This window comes from Streptomyces sp. NPDC086787 (assembly GCF_044745865.1).
Classification (GTDB): domain Bacteria; phylum Actinomycetota; class Actinomycetes; order Streptomycetales; family Streptomycetaceae; genus Streptomyces.
In genome coordinates this window covers 60,623-78,036 of sequence record NZ_JBIVBC010000022.1, presented here as the reverse complement: position 1 = coordinate 78,036, position 17,414 = coordinate 60,623, and the positions used below count along the sequence as shown (strand labels likewise).

General features: G+C 70.5%; 17 protein-coding genes. 14 read left to right on the top strand and 3 right to left on the bottom strand.

All coding sequences use genetic code 11. The features are described from left to right. The first annotated feature begins 104 nt into the window (after window positions 1-104). The 9 genes from ACIPK3_RS31895 (at window position 105) to ACIPK3_RS31855 (ending at window position 7,829) form a co-directional block, all read left to right on the top strand. Complete coding sequence (locus tag ACIPK3_RS31895) at window positions 105-749, top strand: HAD family hydrolase (RefSeq protein ID WP_402575332.1); 645 nt, start codon at window positions 105-107, stop codon at window positions 747-749. 69 nt (window positions 750-818) lie between these two features. Beyond that, complete coding sequence (locus ACIPK3_RS31890; RefSeq protein WP_402575330.1) at window positions 819-1,544, top strand: VC0807 family protein; 726 nt, start codon at window positions 819-821, stop codon at window positions 1,542-1,544. A gap of 81 nt (window positions 1,545-1,625) precedes the next feature. Next, on the top strand, window positions 1,626-2,861 hold the full coding sequence (locus ACIPK3_RS31885) for an MFS transporter (RefSeq protein ID WP_402575329.1): 1,236 nt from the start codon (window positions 1,626-1,628) through the stop codon (window positions 2,859-2,861). Further along, a complete protein-coding gene (locus tag ACIPK3_RS31880; RefSeq protein WP_402575327.1) occupies window positions 2,812-3,987 on the top strand; it encodes an acetoin utilization protein AcuC in 1,176 nt (391 codons plus the stop codon). The genes ACIPK3_RS31885 and ACIPK3_RS31880 overlap by 50 nt, the downstream gene beginning before the upstream one ends. A 142-nt stretch (window positions 3,988-4,129) precedes the next feature. After that, on the top strand, window positions 4,130-4,954 hold the full coding sequence (locus tag ACIPK3_RS31875) for a phosphatase (protein WP_402575340.1): 825 nt from the start codon (window positions 4,130-4,132) through the stop codon (window positions 4,952-4,954). 129 nt (window positions 4,955-5,083) lie between these two features. Further along, window positions 5,084-5,296 (top strand): helix-turn-helix domain-containing protein, encoded by a 213-nt coding sequence (locus tag ACIPK3_RS31870; RefSeq protein WP_004984898.1) that lies wholly within the window; start codon window positions 5,084-5,086, stop codon window positions 5,294-5,296. A gap of 112 nt (window positions 5,297-5,408) precedes the next feature. Beyond that, entirely contained in the window at window positions 5,409-5,507 is a 99-nt protein-coding gene (locus tag ACIPK3_RS31865) for a 30S ribosomal protein bS22 (protein ID WP_003948845.1), read from the top strand. A 193-nt stretch (window positions 5,508-5,700) separates the two neighbouring features. Further along, window positions 5,701-6,762: an NAD-dependent epimerase/dehydratase family protein gene (locus tag ACIPK3_RS31860; protein WP_402575325.1), complete on the top strand. Its 1,062-nt coding sequence runs from the start codon at window positions 5,701-5,703 to the stop codon at window positions 6,760-6,762. 14 nt (window positions 6,763-6,776) lie between these two features. Then, window positions 6,777-7,829 (top strand): lysophospholipid acyltransferase family protein, encoded by a 1,053-nt coding sequence (locus ACIPK3_RS31855; protein ID WP_402575324.1) that lies wholly within the window; start codon window positions 6,777-6,779, stop codon window positions 7,827-7,829. Window positions 7,830-8,022: 193 nt separating this feature from the next. On the opposite strand, the gene ACIPK3_RS31850 is transcribed toward ACIPK3_RS31855, so the two are convergent. The 3 genes from ACIPK3_RS31850 to ACIPK3_RS31840 form a co-directional block, all read right to left on the bottom strand. Then, window positions 8,023-9,279, bottom strand: coding sequence for a DUF5667 domain-containing protein (locus ACIPK3_RS31850; protein WP_402575322.1), 1,257 nt, complete (start codon window positions 9,277-9,279; stop codon window positions 8,023-8,025). A 246-nt stretch (window positions 9,280-9,525) separates the two neighbouring features. Then, entirely contained in the window at window positions 9,526-10,308 is a 783-nt protein-coding gene (locus ACIPK3_RS31845; RefSeq protein WP_402575320.1) for an ECF subfamily RNA polymerase sigma factor, BldN family, read from the bottom strand. Window positions 10,309-10,532: 224 nt separating this feature from the next. Continuing rightward, entirely contained in the window at window positions 10,533-11,462 is a 930-nt protein-coding gene (locus tag ACIPK3_RS31840; RefSeq protein ID WP_402575318.1) for an HAD family hydrolase, read from the bottom strand. A gap of 95 nt (window positions 11,463-11,557) precedes the next feature. On the opposite strand from ACIPK3_RS31840, the gene ACIPK3_RS31835 reads away from it, so the two are divergent. The 5 genes from ACIPK3_RS31835 (at window position 11,558) to ACIPK3_RS31815 (ending at window position 17,229) form a co-directional block, all read left to right on the top strand. Further along, a complete protein-coding gene (locus ACIPK3_RS31835; RefSeq protein WP_402575316.1) occupies window positions 11,558-11,839 on the top strand; it encodes a glutaredoxin family protein in 282 nt (93 codons plus the stop codon). 236 nt (window positions 11,840-12,075) lie between these two features. Beyond that, window positions 12,076-12,834 (top strand): redox-sensing transcriptional repressor Rex, encoded by a 759-nt coding sequence (locus ACIPK3_RS31830; protein ID WP_402575314.1) that lies wholly within the window; start codon window positions 12,076-12,078, stop codon window positions 12,832-12,834. Next, window positions 12,831-14,567, top strand: a complete 1,737-nt coding sequence (locus tag ACIPK3_RS31825) for a glutamyl-tRNA reductase (RefSeq protein ID WP_402575313.1) — start codon at window positions 12,831-12,833, stop codon at window positions 14,565-14,567. The genes ACIPK3_RS31830 and ACIPK3_RS31825 overlap by 4 nt, the downstream gene beginning before the upstream one ends. Further along, a complete protein-coding gene (gene hemC, locus ACIPK3_RS31820; RefSeq protein ID WP_402575311.1) occupies window positions 14,564-15,523 on the top strand; it encodes a hydroxymethylbilane synthase in 960 nt (319 codons plus the stop codon). Before ACIPK3_RS31825 ends, hemC begins: the two co-directional genes overlap by 4 nt. Beyond that, a complete protein-coding gene (locus ACIPK3_RS31815) occupies window positions 15,520-17,229 on the top strand; it encodes a uroporphyrinogen-III synthase (protein WP_402575309.1) in 1,710 nt (569 codons plus the stop codon). The genes hemC and ACIPK3_RS31815 overlap by 4 nt, the downstream gene beginning before the upstream one ends. The last annotated feature ends 185 nt before the right edge of the window (window positions 17,230-17,414 follow it).

The window sequence follows — 17,414 nt, the reverse complement described above, 5'->3', positions numbered from 1 at the left end:
ACTGCAGGGGGGACCCTGTGGGAGAGTAGGACGCCGCCGAACAAATATTGGGAAATCCCCCGCACCTTACGGTGCGGGGGATTTCTGCGTTTAGGCTCAAAGGCATGCGCTACGACCTCGTCATCTTCGACAACGACGGCGTCCTTGTGGACAGTGAGCCGATCTCCAACCGGCATCTCGCCGCCTATCTGTCCGAGCTCGGCCACCCGACCTCCTACGAGGACTCCATCCGTGACTACATGGGCTCCGCGATGCACCGGATCCACGATCTGATCCTGGAGCGCACCGGACGCCGGTTGCCGGAGGACTTCGATGACGTTTTTCACGCACGTGTCTTTGCCGCGTTCGAACGGGAGTTGAAGCCCGTGTCCGGAGTCGCCGACCTGCTGGAGAAGTTGACGGCGGACGGGGTGCCGTACTGCGTGGCGTCCTCCGGGAGCCATGAGCGGATCCGGGTCGGACACCGGACGACAGGGCTCGACCGGTGGTTCGACGAGTCCCGGGTCTTCAGCTCGCAGGACGTCGGGCGCGGCAAGCCGGCGCCCGACCTCTTCCTGTACGCGGCCGAGCGGATGGGCGTCGCACCGGAGCGGTGTGCGGTCGTCGAGGACAGCCCGCTGGGCGTACGGGCGGCGGTGGCGGCCGGGATGGACGTCTACGGGTACACCGCCATGACACCGGCGGCGAAGCTCGCGGGGGCCACTCAACTCTTCTCCGACATGGGTGAGTTGGTCGGCCTGCTGGCCTGACAAATGTCATGCCGAGCCCTGGATGATCGTTTCTGTCGCGGGACGGGTCCCCTCCGCGAAGCTAAGGGCATGACGACGAGGACGAACACGAAGCAGAGCACGAGCAACGGCGCCAGGCAGAACCCCTTCGCCCCGCTGATCGTGGACGTCGCGGTGCCTCTCGGGTCGTACTACCTGTTCAAGGACGGCTTCGGGATGAGCACCTTCGCCGCCCTCGCCTGGAGCAGCGTGGTGCCCGCGGTGCGGACCGTGTGGGGTGTGGTCAAGGAGCGCAGGACCAACGCCCTGGCCGGGCTCATCCTCGTCGTCAACGTGGTCTCCCTGCTGCTCAGCTTCGTCTCCGGGGATCCGAGGCTGATGCTCGCCAAGGACAGCGGGATCAGCAGCACGGTCGCCATCGGGATCCTGGTCTCCGTCGCGCTCGGGAAGCCGATGATGACCGCCGGCATGAAGCCCTTCCTGCTGAAGGGGGACGCGGCCAGGGAGGCCGCCTGGGAGCGGCTGGTGTCCGGAAGGGCGGCCGCGTCCGCCGCCTTCCGGCGCAAGGAGCGGGTGTTCTCCGTGGTCTGGGGTGTGGTGCTGCTCGCCGAGTGTGCCGGGAGGGTCGTGGGTGCCTACACCATCCCGGTGGACACCATGGTGTGGCTCGGCACGGTCATCATGATCGGGTCGATCGCGATCGCCATGGTGGTCGGTGGCGGCCTGGCCGTCGACCCGATGGAGAAGATGGTGGCCGCCGAGGTCGAAGCCGCCAAGAAGGCCTCCGCCCGGCACGAGGTCGCCGTCGCCGCCTGAATCCGAGCCCGGCAAAGCTGAAGGAAATTCATCTTTGGCTGGATCTACCCACCGGTACCCCGGGGCCCTACGCTCGCCGCCATGACAGATGTGCTGCGGCGCGGCAGGGCCTCGCTGGCGTTCAGCTTCTTCGCCCAAGGCGCCACCTTCGCCCTGCTGGTGACCCGCATCCCGGCGATCCAGGACCGGTACGGCATCTCCGACGCGCTGCTGCCCGTCTTCCTGGCCGCCGTGCCCATTCTCGCCGGCGTCGGCAGCGTGACGACCGAGCAACTGGTGAAGCGAATACCGCCCAGCCGGCTGCTGCGCTGGTCCCAGCCGGTGGTGCTGCTGGCACTGCTCGGGGTCGGTGCGGGCGACCGGATGGCGGAGGTGGCCCTCGCCCTGGGCGCCTTCGGACTCGCCGTCGGTGCGCTGGACGCATCGATGAACATGCTCGGGGTGAGCCTCCAGCGGGCGTACGGACGCAGCATCATGCTCAGCTTCCACGCCGTGTACTCGCTGGGCGGAATCGTGGGCGCCTCGCTGGCCTGGGCGGGCGCGCACTGGCATCTCGCGCTGTGGATGTCGTATCTGCCCGTGGTGGCGGTGTTGCTGCCGACGGCCCTGGCGGGGAGCCGGTGGTATGTCGACGGGGGCGCGGTGCCCGTGGCCGACGGCCGGGAGCGGGAGGCGGCCGGGGGGCCCGGGGCACCCGGGGCGGTCGTCTTCAGGATGCTGCTTCCGCTGTGCCTGGTGATGAGCTTCGCCTACATCGGGGACTCGACCGTCTCCAACTGGAGCGCGAAGTACCTCCAGGACGTGCTCGGCAGCTCGGAGCAGCTGGCGACCGTCCCCTACAACGTGTACATGGTGACCACGCTGGTCGGGCGGGCCATCGGGGACTTCGGGGTACGGCGGTTCGGTGCGGCGGCGGTCGTGCGGCTGGGCGCGCTGGTGGCGGCGGTCGGGTTCGCCGTGGTGGCCGTCGCGCCGGGCGCGTGGGTGGGGATGCTCGGGTTCACCCTGCTGGGGCTCGGGCTGTGCGTCCTGGTGCCGCAGACCTTCGCCGCCGCCGGGCGGCTGTTCCCGGGGGCGTCGGACGCGGCCGTCGCCCGGCTGAACATCTTCAACTATGTCGGCTTTCTCGTCGGTTCGCCCTTGGTGGGGGCGCTGGGCGACGCCTGGAGCTATCGCGGGGCCATGCTTGTGCCGATGGTGTTGGTGCTGGTGACGCTGGTGTACGCCCGGTCGTTCGCCGCTCAACCGGACCGATACGGTGGCGGGCATGAGCGGCCGCGCACAGCTGATGTGGGACGAGGCAGTAACGGGCTATGACTTCGGGCCGGACCATCCGATGGATCCGGTCCGGCTCGAGCTGACCCGGAGGCTGGTCGGCGCCTTCGGGCTCGACCGGGAGATGGACGTCGTCTCGGCGAAACCGGCCGGGGAGTCGACGCTGCGGCTCGTCCACCGGGCGGACTACATCGAGGCGGTGAGGGCCGCGTCGGCGGATCCCCGCTCGGCGACCGGGGCGTACGGGCTCGGGACCATGGACGATCCCGCGTTCGCCGGGATGCACGAGGTGTCCGCGCTGATCGCGGGGCAGTCGGTGGGGGCGGCGGAGGCGGTGTGGCGGGGGGATGCCCTGCACGCCGTGAACTTCGCGGGTGGGCTGCATCACGCGATGCCCGGGGGCGCTTCGGGATTCTGTGTCTACAACGACGCCTCGCTGGCCATCGCGCGGCTGCTGGAGCTGGGCGCGGAGCGGGTCGCGTACGTGGATGTGGACGTGCATCACGGGGACGGGGTGCAGGCGGCGTTCTGGGACGATCCGCGGGTGCTGACGATCTCGCTGCACGAGCATCCCGCCACCCTGTTCCCGCAGACCGGGTGGCCGCAGGAGACCGGGGGCGCGGGGGACGCGGAGGGTTCCGCCGTGAACGTGGCGCTGCCCGCGGGGACGGGGGACGCCGGGTGGGTGCGGGCGTTCCACGCGGTGGTGCCGGAGCTGCTGGCCGGCTTTCGGCCGCAGGTGCTCGTGACACAGCACGGGGCGGATACGCACTTCGAGGATCCGCTGGCTCATCTCGCCGTGTCGTTGGACGCGCAGCGGGCCGTGCAGGTGGCGTGTCATTCGCTGGCGCACGAGTACGCGGACGGGAAGTGGGTCGCGCTGGGGGGTGGGGGATACGCGGTGGTTGAGGTGGTGCCGCGGTCGTGGACCCATCTGGTGGGGATCGTGGCCGGGCGGGAGGTCGCGCCCGAGGCGGTGATTCCCGAGGGGTGGCGGCAGGAGGTGTACGCGCGCACTCGGCAGTTGGCGCCGGCACGGATGACGGACGGCCGGTGGCCGGTGGGGTGGTCGTCCTGGGAGTCCGGGTACGACCCCGCTGATCGGTTGGATCAGGCCGTTCTGGCCACGCGGCGGGCGGTGTTTCCGCTGCGCGGGTTGCTGGCGTAGCGGGCCGGGGCGCCGGGGACGCAGGAACGCCGGACGGGCAGGGACGACGCGGGCGTTGGCGTGGGGTGCGAAGTGAACCCGTTACGCCAACCGTGCGGTGTTCCCGGTGTTCCCGTCCCGCGCTCGGCCGCCGTGCGCCACGATCGCAGCCGTGGTGAGCATCGGAACTGTCAGGGCGCATCTTCTCGCTGCTCGTCTGGCCGGGACCGTGGCGACGACGCGGGAGCGGAGTCTGCGGAGCTATCGGCTTTTCGCCGCGGGGGATCCGCGCGCGCTGATCGGTATTGATCCCGAACGCAACTGGAGCGTGCGGGATTTGATTGAGTTGATGGCGGAGAAGTGCGGGGTTTCGGCCGATCCTGCGGACACTTCAGGGCATGATGTGATCGACCCGGAGCTGACGCTGGCCGCGCTGGGGGCCTTCGCGGAGCGGGTGGCGGAGGTCGGGGGCAGGGGCGGGAGCGTGCTGCTCGGGACCGGACATCCGCACCGGTTGCTCGGTTTCTACGCCGACTTGGCTGACGCGTTGTCGGCGGCGGGATGTGAGATCCTCACCCCGGCGCGGGGTCGCTGTGTCGACATAACGACCCGGTTCGGTCTACGCACGCACATCCTCGACTACGTACGAGGCGTCGCGCTGGTGCGGGCGCTCGACGCGGAACGCCCCGGTTGTGAACCCGGCGCACACACGCATTCACCACTCCCGGTTCGTACCGCGCTGGCCGCGGCGGCGGAGCGCGGCGGGGCGCTGCCCGAGCTGGTCATCGGTGATCACGGATGGGTCTGCGGGGCAGGTCAGCTGGGGTTCGAGGCCATCGGCCTGGCGGACACGGACGACCCCGCGCCGTTCGTGGGGGAGGCGGAGGGTGTGGTGTCCGTCGTCGTTCCACTTGATGACGGCGTCCGATCCGACTACTACCGCCCGCTCACTCGCTACGTACTCAAACAAGCCTGCCTGTCACAGTAGGCCATCGATGGGTCCACCTCTTCCCCACTCGCATCACCCGCCCCTACATTGGGGAGTGAGCACGCAACGACGAAGAGTCACCGGAAGGGGAAGCCGGTGGCCGTCGAGTGCGGAAGGTTCAGGTGTGTCATGGCTGCAGCTGGCGAGAGGCCTCTGAACGAGGTTCAGTTCCTTACCGTGGCGGAGGTCGCCTCGGTGATGCGAGTGTCGAAGATGACCGTGTACCGGTTGGTGCACAGCGGTCATCTGCCCGCGATCCGGGTCGGTCGTTCGTTCCGCGTCCCGGAGCAGGCGGTACACGAGTACCTCCGTGAGAGCTATGTGGGGGTGGAGACGGCCTGACGGTTAACCCTCGATTACGACCTCAGCGCTCGGGCGGGTAGGCTAGCCCCTCGTAGGTCGTATGGGCCCATGGCGCCCAGCACCGAGTGATGAGAAGTGAGCGAGGGTAGTCGTGGGCTCTGTTATCAAGAAGCGGCGCAAGCGGATGGCCAAGAAGAAGCACCGCAAGCTGCTCAAGCGCACGCGCGTTCAGCGTCGTAACAAGAAGTAAGTGCGTTGGCTGTGGCCCCCCACCGTTGTCGGTGGGGGGCCACAGCCGTATCGGGGGCCACAGTCATATGCGGACCGGGCGAATCTCGTCACTTCGTGCATCCACGGGTCATCACAGCGCAACACCGACCCGCTAAGTTGGCCGCACACGGGGAACGCGGCAGGAAACGCGGACGGGAAGGAAGGCGCTGATCTTGGGGAAGGTCGTGCTCGTGACCGGAGTGGCCCGTCAGCTGGGGGGCCGCTTCGTCCGACGGATCCAGCGTGACCCGCAGGTGGACCGGGTCGTCGCCGTCGACGCGGTGCCGCCCGAGCACCATCTGGGCGGCGCCGAGTTCATCCAGGCCGACATCCGGCAGCCGACCATCGCGCGCGTACTCGCCGAGACGGCCGCCGACACGGTCGTCCACATGGATGTGACCGGTACCGCACTGGGCAGCGGCAGCCGTACGACGGTCAAGGAGACCAACGTCATCGGCACCATGCAGCTGCTCGGGGCGTGCCAGAAGTCGCCGACCGTGAAGCGGCTGGTGGTGAAGTCCAGTACGAACGTCTACGGCTCCGCGCCCCGGGATCCGGCCGTCTTCACCGAGACCACCCCGGCCAAGTCGCTGCCCAGCGGCGGCTTCGCGAAAGACGCGGTGGAGGTCGAGGGGTACGTGCGCGGCTTCGCCCGGCGGCGGCCCGATGTCGCCGTGTGCGTGCTGCGGTTCGCGAACATCCTCGGGCCGACCGCGGACACCCCGCTGGCCTCGTATTTCTCGCTGCCCGTGCTGCCGACCGTGTTCGGCTACGACCCCCGGCTCCAGTTCGCCCACGAGGACGACGTGATCGAGGTACTGCGGATCGCCTCGCACGAGCCGGAGCGGGGCACGCTGAACAGCGGCACCTTCAACATCGCCGGGGACGGGGTGCTGCTGCTCTCGCAGTGCTCCCGGCGGCTGGGCCGTCCCACGGTGCCGCTGCTGCTGCCGGCGGTCACCTGGGCCGGCTCACTGGTCCGTACGCTCGGCATGACGGACTTCTCGCCCGAGCAGATCCGGCTGCTCACCCATGGGCGGGTCGTCGCCACCGACCAGATGCGCGAGACGCTGGGATTCAAGCCGAAGTACACGACTGCCGAAACGTTCACGGAGTTCGCCCGCAGCCAGGGACCCGGGCTGCTGCCACCGGAGGACGTCGCGGGGGCCCTCGACCGGATCGCCGCGCTGTCCCAGCGGAGCGGCGGCCCACTCCCGACGCAGAGCGCCAACTGAGGAGCGCATCAACGATGGCGGATGCCAAGGTCATTCCGTTCGACGACGACCGGACCCGTGGGGGCTCCGTGCAGCGGCCGTCGCGGCGCCGGAGCGCCGGGAGCAGGCGCAAGGCCGGCGAGCCCGCGCTGGTTCGCGAGGTCCAACCCCTGCCCGGAGCGGCGCCCGCGCACGATGATGTTCCCGTGCCCCGCACTGAACCGCTGCCCAAGGAGCCGGGTGCCGACGGCGGACTCGACAAGCGCGTCGCGAGCGGCCTCGCCTTTCTGCGGCGGCGGCTGACCGGGGACTACGACGTCGACGACTTCGGTTACGACGAGGAGCTCACCGACCAGGTCCTGATGTCCCTGCTGCGCCCGGTGTACGAGAAGTACTTCCGGGTCGAGGTGAAGGGCATCGAGAACATCCCGTCCGAGGGCGGCGCGCTGATCGTCGCGAACCACTCCGGGACGCTGCCGCTCGACGGGCTGATGATGCAGGTCGCCGTGCACGACCACCATCCGGCGGGGCGCCATCTGCGGCTGCTCGCGGCCGACCTGGTCTTCGTGCTGCCGGTGGTCAACGAACTGGCACGCAAGCTCGGCCACACCCTGGCCTGCACGGAGGACGCCGAACGGCTGCTCGGGCAGGGCGAGCTGGTCGGGGTGATGCCGGAGGGCTTCAAGGGCGTCGGAAAGCCCTTCAGCGAGCGCTACAAGCTTCAGCGGTTCGGCCGGGGCGGCTTCGTCTCCACGGCACTGCGCAAGGGGGTGCCGATCATTCCGTGCTCGATCGTCGGGGCGGAGGAGATCTACCCGATGATCGGCAACGCGAAGACTCTCGCGCGGCTGCTCGGTTTCCCCTACTTCCCGTTGACCCCGACGTTCCCCTGGCTGGGGCCGCTCGGGGCGATTCCGCTCCCCACGAAGTGGACGATCCAGTTCGGTGAGCCGATTCCCACGGACGGCTACCCGCTGGAGGCTGCGGAGGACCCGATGCTGATGTTCAACCTGACGGACCAGGTACGCGAGCAGATCCAGCACACGCTGTACAAACTGCTGGTGCAGCGGCGGTCGGTGTTCTTCTGAGGGGACGGGTGTTTCTCGGCGGTGCCGGCTGCGGGGCCCCGCGAGTCGGCGGACGGAGTCCGGCGCGGCTGTCCGCTGCCTGCGAAGCAGTGCGAGGGGAGCAGACAGGAGGGGCCAAACTGCTGGTGCAGCCGCAGTCGGTGTTCTTCTGAGTGTGGGGCGCCCCTTTCGAAAGGGGCGCCCCACACCGTGGTCAGTCCGCGTCCTCGCCGTTGATGCCCAGGCCCGGCAGGAGGCCGGGGAGGAGGGGCGGGAGCGTGACGTCCGGCCGGGTGGTCGGGATCCTGGGGATCCTGCTCGTGGACGGGGAGGCGCTGCCGCTGTTCTTCGGCGGATCCAGCAGGCCACCTGTGCTGCCCCCCAGCAGGCCGTCGTCCTCGCTGCTGGAGGCCGAGCCCGTGCCGCTCGGGCTGCTGCTGTCGGAGCGCCCGCTGGATGCGGAGCCGCCGCCGACGGCGGAGGGCGTGTCCGACCGGTGGGTGCCGGTCGGGCCGGTGGATGCCGAGCCGGTGCTCTGCTGCGTCCCGCGGCCGCTCGGGGCGGAAGGCTGCGGAAGCAGGGACTGCAACGGCGCGACCTCTTCGTCTATGGCCTCGAACACCGACGACACCTGGTCGCTGACGTCCCCGAGTTGCACGGGAAGCCGGTCGCGGAGAGCACCCCACGCCTCGCGGTGGGACCGCGAGAAGGTGGAGAGCGCCTGGATGGGGCCCAGGGAGTCCGGGTCCCGCTCGTAGGCCGCGTGCAGCAGGCGGTGGCCCTCGGTGACATCGTGCCGCATACCGGACAGGGTGCGCCGGATCTCACCGATGGACTCGTGGTCCAGTTGGCCGCCGCGGTCCCGTTCCATGAGCCGCCGGGCCTCGCTCAGCCTGGTCGACGCCTGGTCGAGGTAGGTCTGGCCGCGCTCGTCGTCGCCATCGCTCAGGTAGTCGAGCTTGAAGTCCTCGATGCCGCGTTTGAGCCCGTAGAGCGAGTCGCCGGGCAGGGCGTCGGAACTCGCGGCGGCCACCCCGCCGAAGGCTCCGGCGGCCACGCCGACGCTGAGTCCGCCGGCCGCGAGGCCCTTGGTCAGCCGCGAACGGGGCCGCAACTTTCCGAGCGGGCTTGCCCGGTGGGTGCCCCCCGCCCGATGGGAACGCTGCTCGGGCACCGGTGCTTCCGCCGCCCCGCCCATCGTGCCCTCACGCAGCATGGCCTCCATCGCGGCCACGAGCTGGGCCCGTTGGACGACCTTGACCTCCGGGTCGAGCTTCGGTCTGGGTAGCGCGCCGAGACCGGTGGCGAGGGCCAACAGCTCGCCCTGCTCGGTCTGTTCCACAGCGGTCGGGACCGGTGGCGACGCCACCGTGTTCCCGGACCGCTCGGCCGCCGTGTCCCGGTCGGACTGCTCGTCCAGGGTCTGGGCGAAGGCGTTCGCCCGCCGGTGCGCCGATACGTTCGCGATCACTGGCGGCACCTCCTCTCGTCATGACGGTCGACTCCCCAGGGGGTCCTGAGGGTTGCACGCCCTGACCACTTCCACACGATCGAGTGATCAGGGTCGGCCAGGACGTGACCACAGGGAGCCTGTATCCCGCACAACGACTGGCGCGGCACTTGGGTTACGGACGGCGGATGATCGGGTCGGAAAGGCAACGGGCTTTAACGGAGCGTGAGTTGAATGTCGCTCACCGTGTCCGGGCGGGGCGCCGGGTCAGCGCGCGTCGTCCGGCAGCAGCCGGGCGAGGGTGCGCACCGCCCGGTACTGGAGGGTCTTGATGGCACCCTCGTTCTTGCCCATCACGCGGGCCGTCTCGGCCACGGAGAGCCCCTGGAGGAAGCGGAGCGTCACGCACTCCTGCTGCTGTGGGTTGAGCCGTCGCACGGCGTCCAGCAGGGCGGCGTTGGACAGCGACTCCAGGACGGAGTCCTCCGGGGAACGCTCGACCTCGTTGGCGTCGAGCATCTCGCCGGTGGTCACCTCGAGCCGGAAGCGGCTCGACTTGAAGTGGTCGGCGACCAGGTTGCGGGCGATGGTGACCAGCCAGGCGCCGAAGTCGCGTCCCTGCCAGGTGAAGGTCCCGATGCGGCGCAGGGCGCGCAGGAACGTCTCGCTGGTGAGGTCCTCGGCCGTGGCCTTGCCGCCGACGCGGTAGTAGATGTAGCGGTACACCGTGTCGCTGTACTGGTCGTAGAGGCGGCCGAACGCCTCGGCCTCGCCGGCCTGGGCGCGCTCCACCAGGTCCATCATCCGGGCGCTGTCGCTGTCCGCGGCCGGGCGGCGTGCCGTGGTCGCGGGCCCGGTCGAGCGCCCGCGTCTGCCCACCGTCGCACCGCCCTCGGCCAGTGCGTAGCACGGGCCCGCGGGCGCGACGGTGGCGAAGGCGGGGGCGGCGTACGCGGGGGGGACGTAGCCGCGCAACAGTTGTTGGACTGTCGCGACCGTTGCGCGCAGCGTAGCCAGGCCCGAGGCGTCAACCCCGACGTATGGGTACACGGGACTCCCAGAGGCAGAGCTTCCATCACGTGCAGTGCGGAACCTTTCACCCGTCGTGGCGACGGACAGGCGCCGGATTGCGTCCCAGGAGAATAACGCTTCGTGCAGGTGTAGCTACACCGAGTTGCTCAAATCATCGATTACGTCGCTTCCGTAACCGATTGGGGGCGCCTCTGCTGTCGGAGAGTGACCGATTGTTGATCGAAATCGAGCGGGTGGCGCCGTTATCGACGTCGGCGGTGCAGCGCGATCGCAGCTGCCGTGCCGCCCGCCACGGCGCCCACTCCCGCCGCCGCCGGGATGCCCACCTTGGCCGCCTTGCGGCCGGTGCGGTAGTCGCGCAGCCGCCAGTCCTGTTCCCGGGCGTGCCTGCGGAGCTTGCTGTCGGGGTTGATCGCGTAGGGGTGGCCGACGAGCGAGAGCATCGGGATGTCGTTGTGGGAGTCGCTGTAGGCGGCGCAGCGCGAGAGGTCCAGGCCCTCCGCCGCGGCCAGCGCGCGGACCGCCTCGGCCTTGGCCGGGCCGTGCAGCGGCTCGCCGACCAGCTTGCCCGTGTAGACGCCGTCGACGGACTCGGCCACCGTGCCCAGGGCGCCGGTGAGGCCGAGGCGCCGGGCGATGACCCCTGCGATCTCGACGGGGGCCGCGGTGACCAGCCACACCCGCTGGCCGGCGTCCAGGTGGGCCTGGGCCAGCGCCCGGGTGCCCGGCCAGATGCGCTCGGCCATGTACTCGTCGTAGATCTCCTCGCCGATCGACTGGAGCTCGGCGACCCGGTGGCCCTTGACGATGGACAGCGCGGAGTCGCGCACGTCCTGCATGTGCTCGGGGTCCTCGACCCCGGCCAGCCGGAACCACGCCTGCTGCCAGGCGAACCTGGCCAGGTCCCGGGTCTCGAAGAACTTCCGCTTGTAGAGGCCGCGGCCGAAGTGGAAGATCGCGGCGCCCTGCATCACCGTGTTGTCCAGGTCGAAGAACGCGGCGGCCTTCTCGTCGCCGAGCACGGGGAAGCCGGATTCGTCCGCCTGGGCGTCCGGCGTGTCGGGGACGTCCTGCGAGGACTTGCGCGCTGCCTCAGCCGAGGCCTCGCCTGCCAACACGCTTCGCGCCGTGGCGGAGCGCCTACGGGGGGTGAGCCATCCGAGAGCGGCCATGGACGTGAGCATAGCCAGTTTGTTCGGTGGTTCCGGAGTCGAGAGGTTCGAAGGCCGTGAACTCTCCGCGACCGCTCCGTTAAGGAAGCGGGAGAATGGCCGGCATGAGTCCCCTCTTTCGGCGCAGGGCCGCCCCCCAGGAGCGGCTGGTCACTCTGGTCCGCAAGCCCGGCTGCCATCTGTGTGATGACGCACAGCTCGTGGTGGAGAAGGTGTGCGCCGATCTCGGCGTGCCCTGGGAACAGAAGGACATCACCGTGGATCAGCACCTTCATGACCAGTACTGGGAGCAGATTCCGGTCGTGCTGATCGACGGCGAGCAGCACACCTTCTGGCGGGTGGACGAGGGGCGGCTGCGCAAGGCACTGACCGACTAGTCCAAAAACAGTCCCGGAAGTGGCTTAGGATCGACGGCGTCGTGTTCCGGGGGGCGGGATTGACTGGGAAGTGTGTTGTTTTGCCCCTGCGAGTGAGGTGCGTGACGCCGGTCACGTTGGCCGGGCAAATCGGACACCATCTTTGTGCACGCGTTCACAAAGGCATAGCCTGCTGTCGACGGGGCGGTCCGGGAGCGTGTGACCGCCCGCAGCCCCGCTCTACCCGCAGGAGCACCGTGGCAACTGGCCGAACTCACCGACCGGCGACCCGCAGCCGAGGTATCCCCGAGGCCACCGTCGCCAGGCTTCCGTTGTACCTCCGAGCCCTCACCGCCCTGTCGGAGCGCTCGGTACCCACGGTCTCCTCCGAGGAACTGGCCGCCGCCGCGGGCGTCAACTCCGCGAAGCTGCGCAAGGACTTCTCGTACCTGGGCTCCTACGGAACGCGCGGTGTCGGTTACGACGTCGAGTATCTCGTCTACCAGATCTCCCGTGAACTGGGCCTGACCCAGGACTGGCCGGTTGTGATCGTCGGCATCGGAAACCTGGGTGCCGCCCTCGCCAACTACGGCGGCTTCGCCTCCCGCGGCTTCCGGGTCGCCGCGCTCATCGACGCCGACCCGGCGATGGCGGGCAAGCCGGTGGCCGGCATCCCCGTGCAGCACACCGACGAACTCGAGCGGATCATCGCGGACGACGGCGTGTCGATCGGTGTGATCGCCACTCCCGCGGGCGCCGCCCAGCAGGTCTGCGACCGGCTGGTGGCCGCCGGAGTCACCTCCATCCTGAACTTCGCGCCGACGGTGCTGACCGTCCCGGACGGCGTCGACGTGCGCAAGGTCGACCTCTCGATCGAGCTCCAGATCCTCGCGTTCCACGAGCAGCGCAAGGCCGGCGAGGAGGCCGTCGCCTCAGGCGCGGTGCCCGCCGCCGACCGCGAGAAGCCCACCGACCAGGGACCCGACGGGGATGTGCCCGCCGTGATGCCGGCATGAGTCTGCTCGTCGTCGGGCTGAGCCACCGCAGCGCTCCGGTCAGCGTCCTGGAGCGGGCCTCGCTGTCCGCGGACGCCCAGGCCAAGCTGCTCCAGGACACCGTCGCCGCCGAACCGGCCACCGAGGCCGCGGTGCTCGCCACCTGCAACCGCATCGAGCTGTATGCCGACGTGGACAAGTTCCACGCCGGTGTCGCCGAGCTCTCCACGCTGCTCGCCCGGCACAGCGGCGTCGGCCTGGAGGAGCTCACCCCCTATCTCTATGTGCACTACGAGGACCGGGCCGTTCACCACGCCTTCTCGGTGGCCTGCGGACTGGACTCGATGGTCGTCGGTGAGGGCCAGGTCCTCGGGCAGATCAAGGACTCCCTGGCCAGGGCGCAGGAGCTGCACTCCGCCGGACGGCTGATGAACGACCTGTTCCAGCAGTCCCTGCGGGTCGGCAAGCGCGCCCACTCCGAGACCGGCATCGACCGCGCCGGACAGTCCCTGGTCACCTTCGGCCTGGAGCAGCTGGCGGCGGGCGGCGACGTGGCGGCCTGGGCCGCGGGCAAGAAGGCCCTGGTCATCGGCGCCGGTTCGATGTCCTCGCTGGCCGCGGCGACGCTCGCGCGCGCCGGGGTGGCCGAGATCGTGGTCGCCAACCGGACCTTCGAGCGGGCCGAGCGCCTCGCGCGGATCCTGAACGAGAACGCCGAGACGGCCGTGCCGGCCCGCGCGGTACCGATGGACGCGGTGCCGTTCGAGCTGACACGTGCCGACGTCGCCGTGTCCTGCACGGGCGCGACGGGCCTGGTGCTCACGGCCGAGGCGGTCGCGGCCGCGGTGGAAGGCCGCACCGGTACCACGGCCACGGCTGACGTACCCGCCGTGCGCCCCGCTCCGCTTCCGCCCACCAGCGTCGGCAGCGAGGACGGCTGTCCGCTCGACCTCTCCGCCGTACAGGGATCCGCCGTACAGGGCACCGCGGGCTTCTCCGTGCACGGCGAGGCCGCCGTCGCCGGAATGGGCGCCGCCGAGCTGGAGCAGCACGCCGCGTGGGTGGACAACGGTTCCCCGGAGGCCCTGGTCCGCGAGCGGCGCACCGCGCCGAACCCGGCCGACGACGCCGAGACCATCGCGGCGCTGGCCGCCGCCGCGGCCGCGGGCGGCCGGATCCCCGAGCGCCGCAGGCCCGAACCGGTCGCCCGGATCCCGCGCCCGGCGCCCGCCCTCTTCCTCCTCGACCTGGCCATGCCCCGCGACATCGACGCGGCCGCGCACCGGCTGGCCGGGGTGCGGCTGGTGGACATCGAGTCGCTGGCCGAGGCGTCCGCGGACGCCCCGATGGCGGCCGACGTGGACCAGGTCAGGCGTATCGTCTCCGACGAGGTCATGGCCTTCGGCGCGGCCCAGCGCGCCGCGCACATCACGCCGACCGTGGTCGCCCTGCGCACCATGGCCGCCGATGTCGTCGCGGGCGAGATCGCCCGCCTCGACGGCCGGCTGCCCGACCTGGACGAGCGCCAGCGCGGCGAGATCCGGCAGGCCGTGCACCGCGTCGTGGACAAGCTGCTGCACGCACCGACCGTGCGGGTCAAGCAGCTGGCGGCGGAGCCCGGCGGCGCCGGGTACGCGGACGCGCTGCGCACCCTGTTCGACCTCGACCAGGAGACGGTGGCCTCCGTCTCCCGCGCCGAGGAAAGCACCGAGAACAAGGCCGGTATACCGGCCGAGAACCGAGGGCCGGCATGAGTACCAAGGCACTGAGACTCGGGACCAGGCGGAGCAGACTCGCCATGGCCCAGTCGGGGCAGGTGGCGGACGCCGTCCGCCAGGTGACCGGGCGGCCCGTCGAACTGGTCGAGATCACCACGTACGGCGACACCTCCCGTGAGCACCTCGCGCAGATCGGCGGCACCGGCGTGTTCGTCACGGCGCTGCGTGACGCGCTGCTGCGCGGCGAGGTCGACTTCGCGGTTCATTCGCTGAAGGACCTCCCCACCACGCAGCCCGCCGAACTGGTGCTGGCCGCCATACCCGAGCGCGAGGACCCGCGTGACGTCATCGTCGCCCGGGACGCGCTGAAGTTCACCGACCTGCCCCGGGGCGCCCGCATCGGCACGGGTTCGCCGCGCCGCATGGCGCAGCTGAACGCGTACGCGCGCTCCCACGGGCTGGACATAGAGGCGGTCCCGATCCGGGGCAACGTCGACACCCGCATCGGATTCGTGCGGGACGGCGAGCTGGACGCGGTCGTGCTGGCCGCGGCCGGGCTGCGCCGGATCGGCCGGATCGACGAGGTGACCGACTTCCTGTCGGTCGACACGGTTCTGCCCGCCCCCGGCCAGGGGGCGCTGGCGATCGAGTGTGCCGCGGCCGACGCGGACCTGATCGCGGCGCTCGGCACGCTCGACGACCCGCTCACCCGGGCCGCCGTGACCGCCGAGAGGTCTCTGCTCGCCGCCCTGGAGGCCGGCTGTTCCGCCCCGGTGGGCGCACTGGCCGACCTTTTGGTCGACGGGCAGATTGTCAAGGAAATGCGCCTGCGGGGCGTCGTCGGCACCACCGACGGTTCCCGCACGGTGCAGCTGTCCACCACCGGTCCCGTGCCCCAGACGCACGACCGGGCTACGGCACTCGGCCGCGAACTCGCCGCCGAGATGCTTGCCCAGGGCGCGGCCGGTCTGATGGGGGAGCGAGCACAGTGAGCCCCACCACTCTTCCCGCCGCCGGTCCTGAACACGGGCACGTCACCTTTCTCGGTGCCGGACCCGGGGATCCGGGACTGCTGACTCTGCGCGCCGTGGAGGCGCTGTCGAGCGCGGACGTCCTGGTCGCCGAGCACGAGGTGCTCGACGTGATCCGGACGCACGCCCGACAGAACGTCTCCGTCGTGCCCACGGATCCGGATCCTTCCTCGGATACGTATCCGGGCACCGGAACGCCTCAATTGACGGTTGTTGACAGCGCGTCAAAAACCGCGGCCATCCCATCGGTGCGGGATGCGGCACATCTTGTCATGGAGGCCGCGCGGGGCGGCAGGCGGGTCGTGCGTGCGGTGACCGGGGACCCCGGGCTCGACGCGTACGCCGCCGAGGAGATGCTGGCGTGCGCCGCCGCCGGGGTGCCCTTCGAGGTGGTTCCGGGTGTCGCGACGGTCGTCGGTGTACCCGCGTACGCCGGTGTGCCGCTGCGGGACGAGCGGGGCGCGGACGTCCGGTTCGTGGACGCCCGTACGGCCTCGGACCGCTGCTGGACGGAGGTGGGCGCGTCGGACGGCACGGTGGTCGTCTCGGCGACGCTGGACTCCGTGGCGGTGGCCGCGGGCGAGCTGGTGGCCGCCGGGCGCAAGCCGGACACCCCGTTGACAGTGACGGTGGCCGGTACGACGACCCGTCAGCGCACCTGGACCGCGACCCTCGGCACGATCGCGCAGACCCTGAAGCAGGCGAAGGCGCTGCCGTCCCCGGAGGGCGGCAGGCCGGTGATAGCCGTGGTCGGTGAGCGTTCCGCCGCCGCCCGGCGCGACCAGCTGTCGTGGTTCGAGTCCAAGCCGCTGTTCGGCTGGAAGGTCCTGGTGCCGCGCACGAAGGAGCAGTCGGCGTCGCTCTCCGACCAGCTGCGCTCCTATGGGGCCGTGCCCTACGAGGTGCCGACGATCGCGGTCGAGCCGCCGCGCACGCCGCAGCAGATGGAACGGGCCGTCAAGGGCCTTGTCACCGGCCGCTACGAGTGGATCGCCTTCACGTCGGTCAACGCCGTGCGGGCGGTGCGGGAGAAGTTCGAGGAATACGGCCTGGACGCGCGTGCCTTCGCGGGGATCAAGGTCGCCGCGGTGGGCGAGCAGACGGCGAAGGCGCTGGTCGCCTTCGGCGTGAAGCCGGACCTGGTGCCCAGCGGGGAGCAGTCGGCCGCGGGTCTGCTGGAGGACTGGCCGCCGTACGACCCGGTGTTCGACCCGATCGACCGGGTCTTCCTGCCGCGCGCCGACATCGCCACGGAGACCCTGGTCGCCGGGCTGATCGAGCTGGGCTGGGAGGTCGACGACGTCACGGCGTACCGCACCGTGCGGGCCTCGCCGCCCCCGGCGGAGACGCGTGAGGCGATCAAGGGCGGCGGTTTCGACGCGGTTCTGTTCACGTCGTCGTCCACGGTCCGGAACCTGGTCGGTATCGCGGGCAAGCCGCACAACGTGACGGTGATCGCGTGCATCGGCCCGGCGACCGCGAAGACCGCCGAGGAGCACGGGCTGCGGGTCGACGTGATGGCTCCGGAGCCTTCGGTGCACAAGCTGGCGGAGGCGCTGGCGGACTTCGGTCTGAAGCGCAGGGCCGCGGCCCTGGAGGCCGGGGATCCCGTCACGCGGCCGAGTGAGCGTCGGCCCGGGGCCAGGCGCCGCCGTACGACCACCTGACGAGTGGGCGGGGAGCAAGCCGCACGGCTGCTTCCCGCCCGTCTCTCCTCGGTACGCCCGTCAGCCGGTACGCCGTCCGTAGGCGTGCCGGTCGGACTCGTGCATCCAGGCCTCGTATGCCTCGGCGCCGAGTTCGGATGAACATGCTCGATGTGGATGCGGCGCTCGTCGAGGGGTCGCTGGAA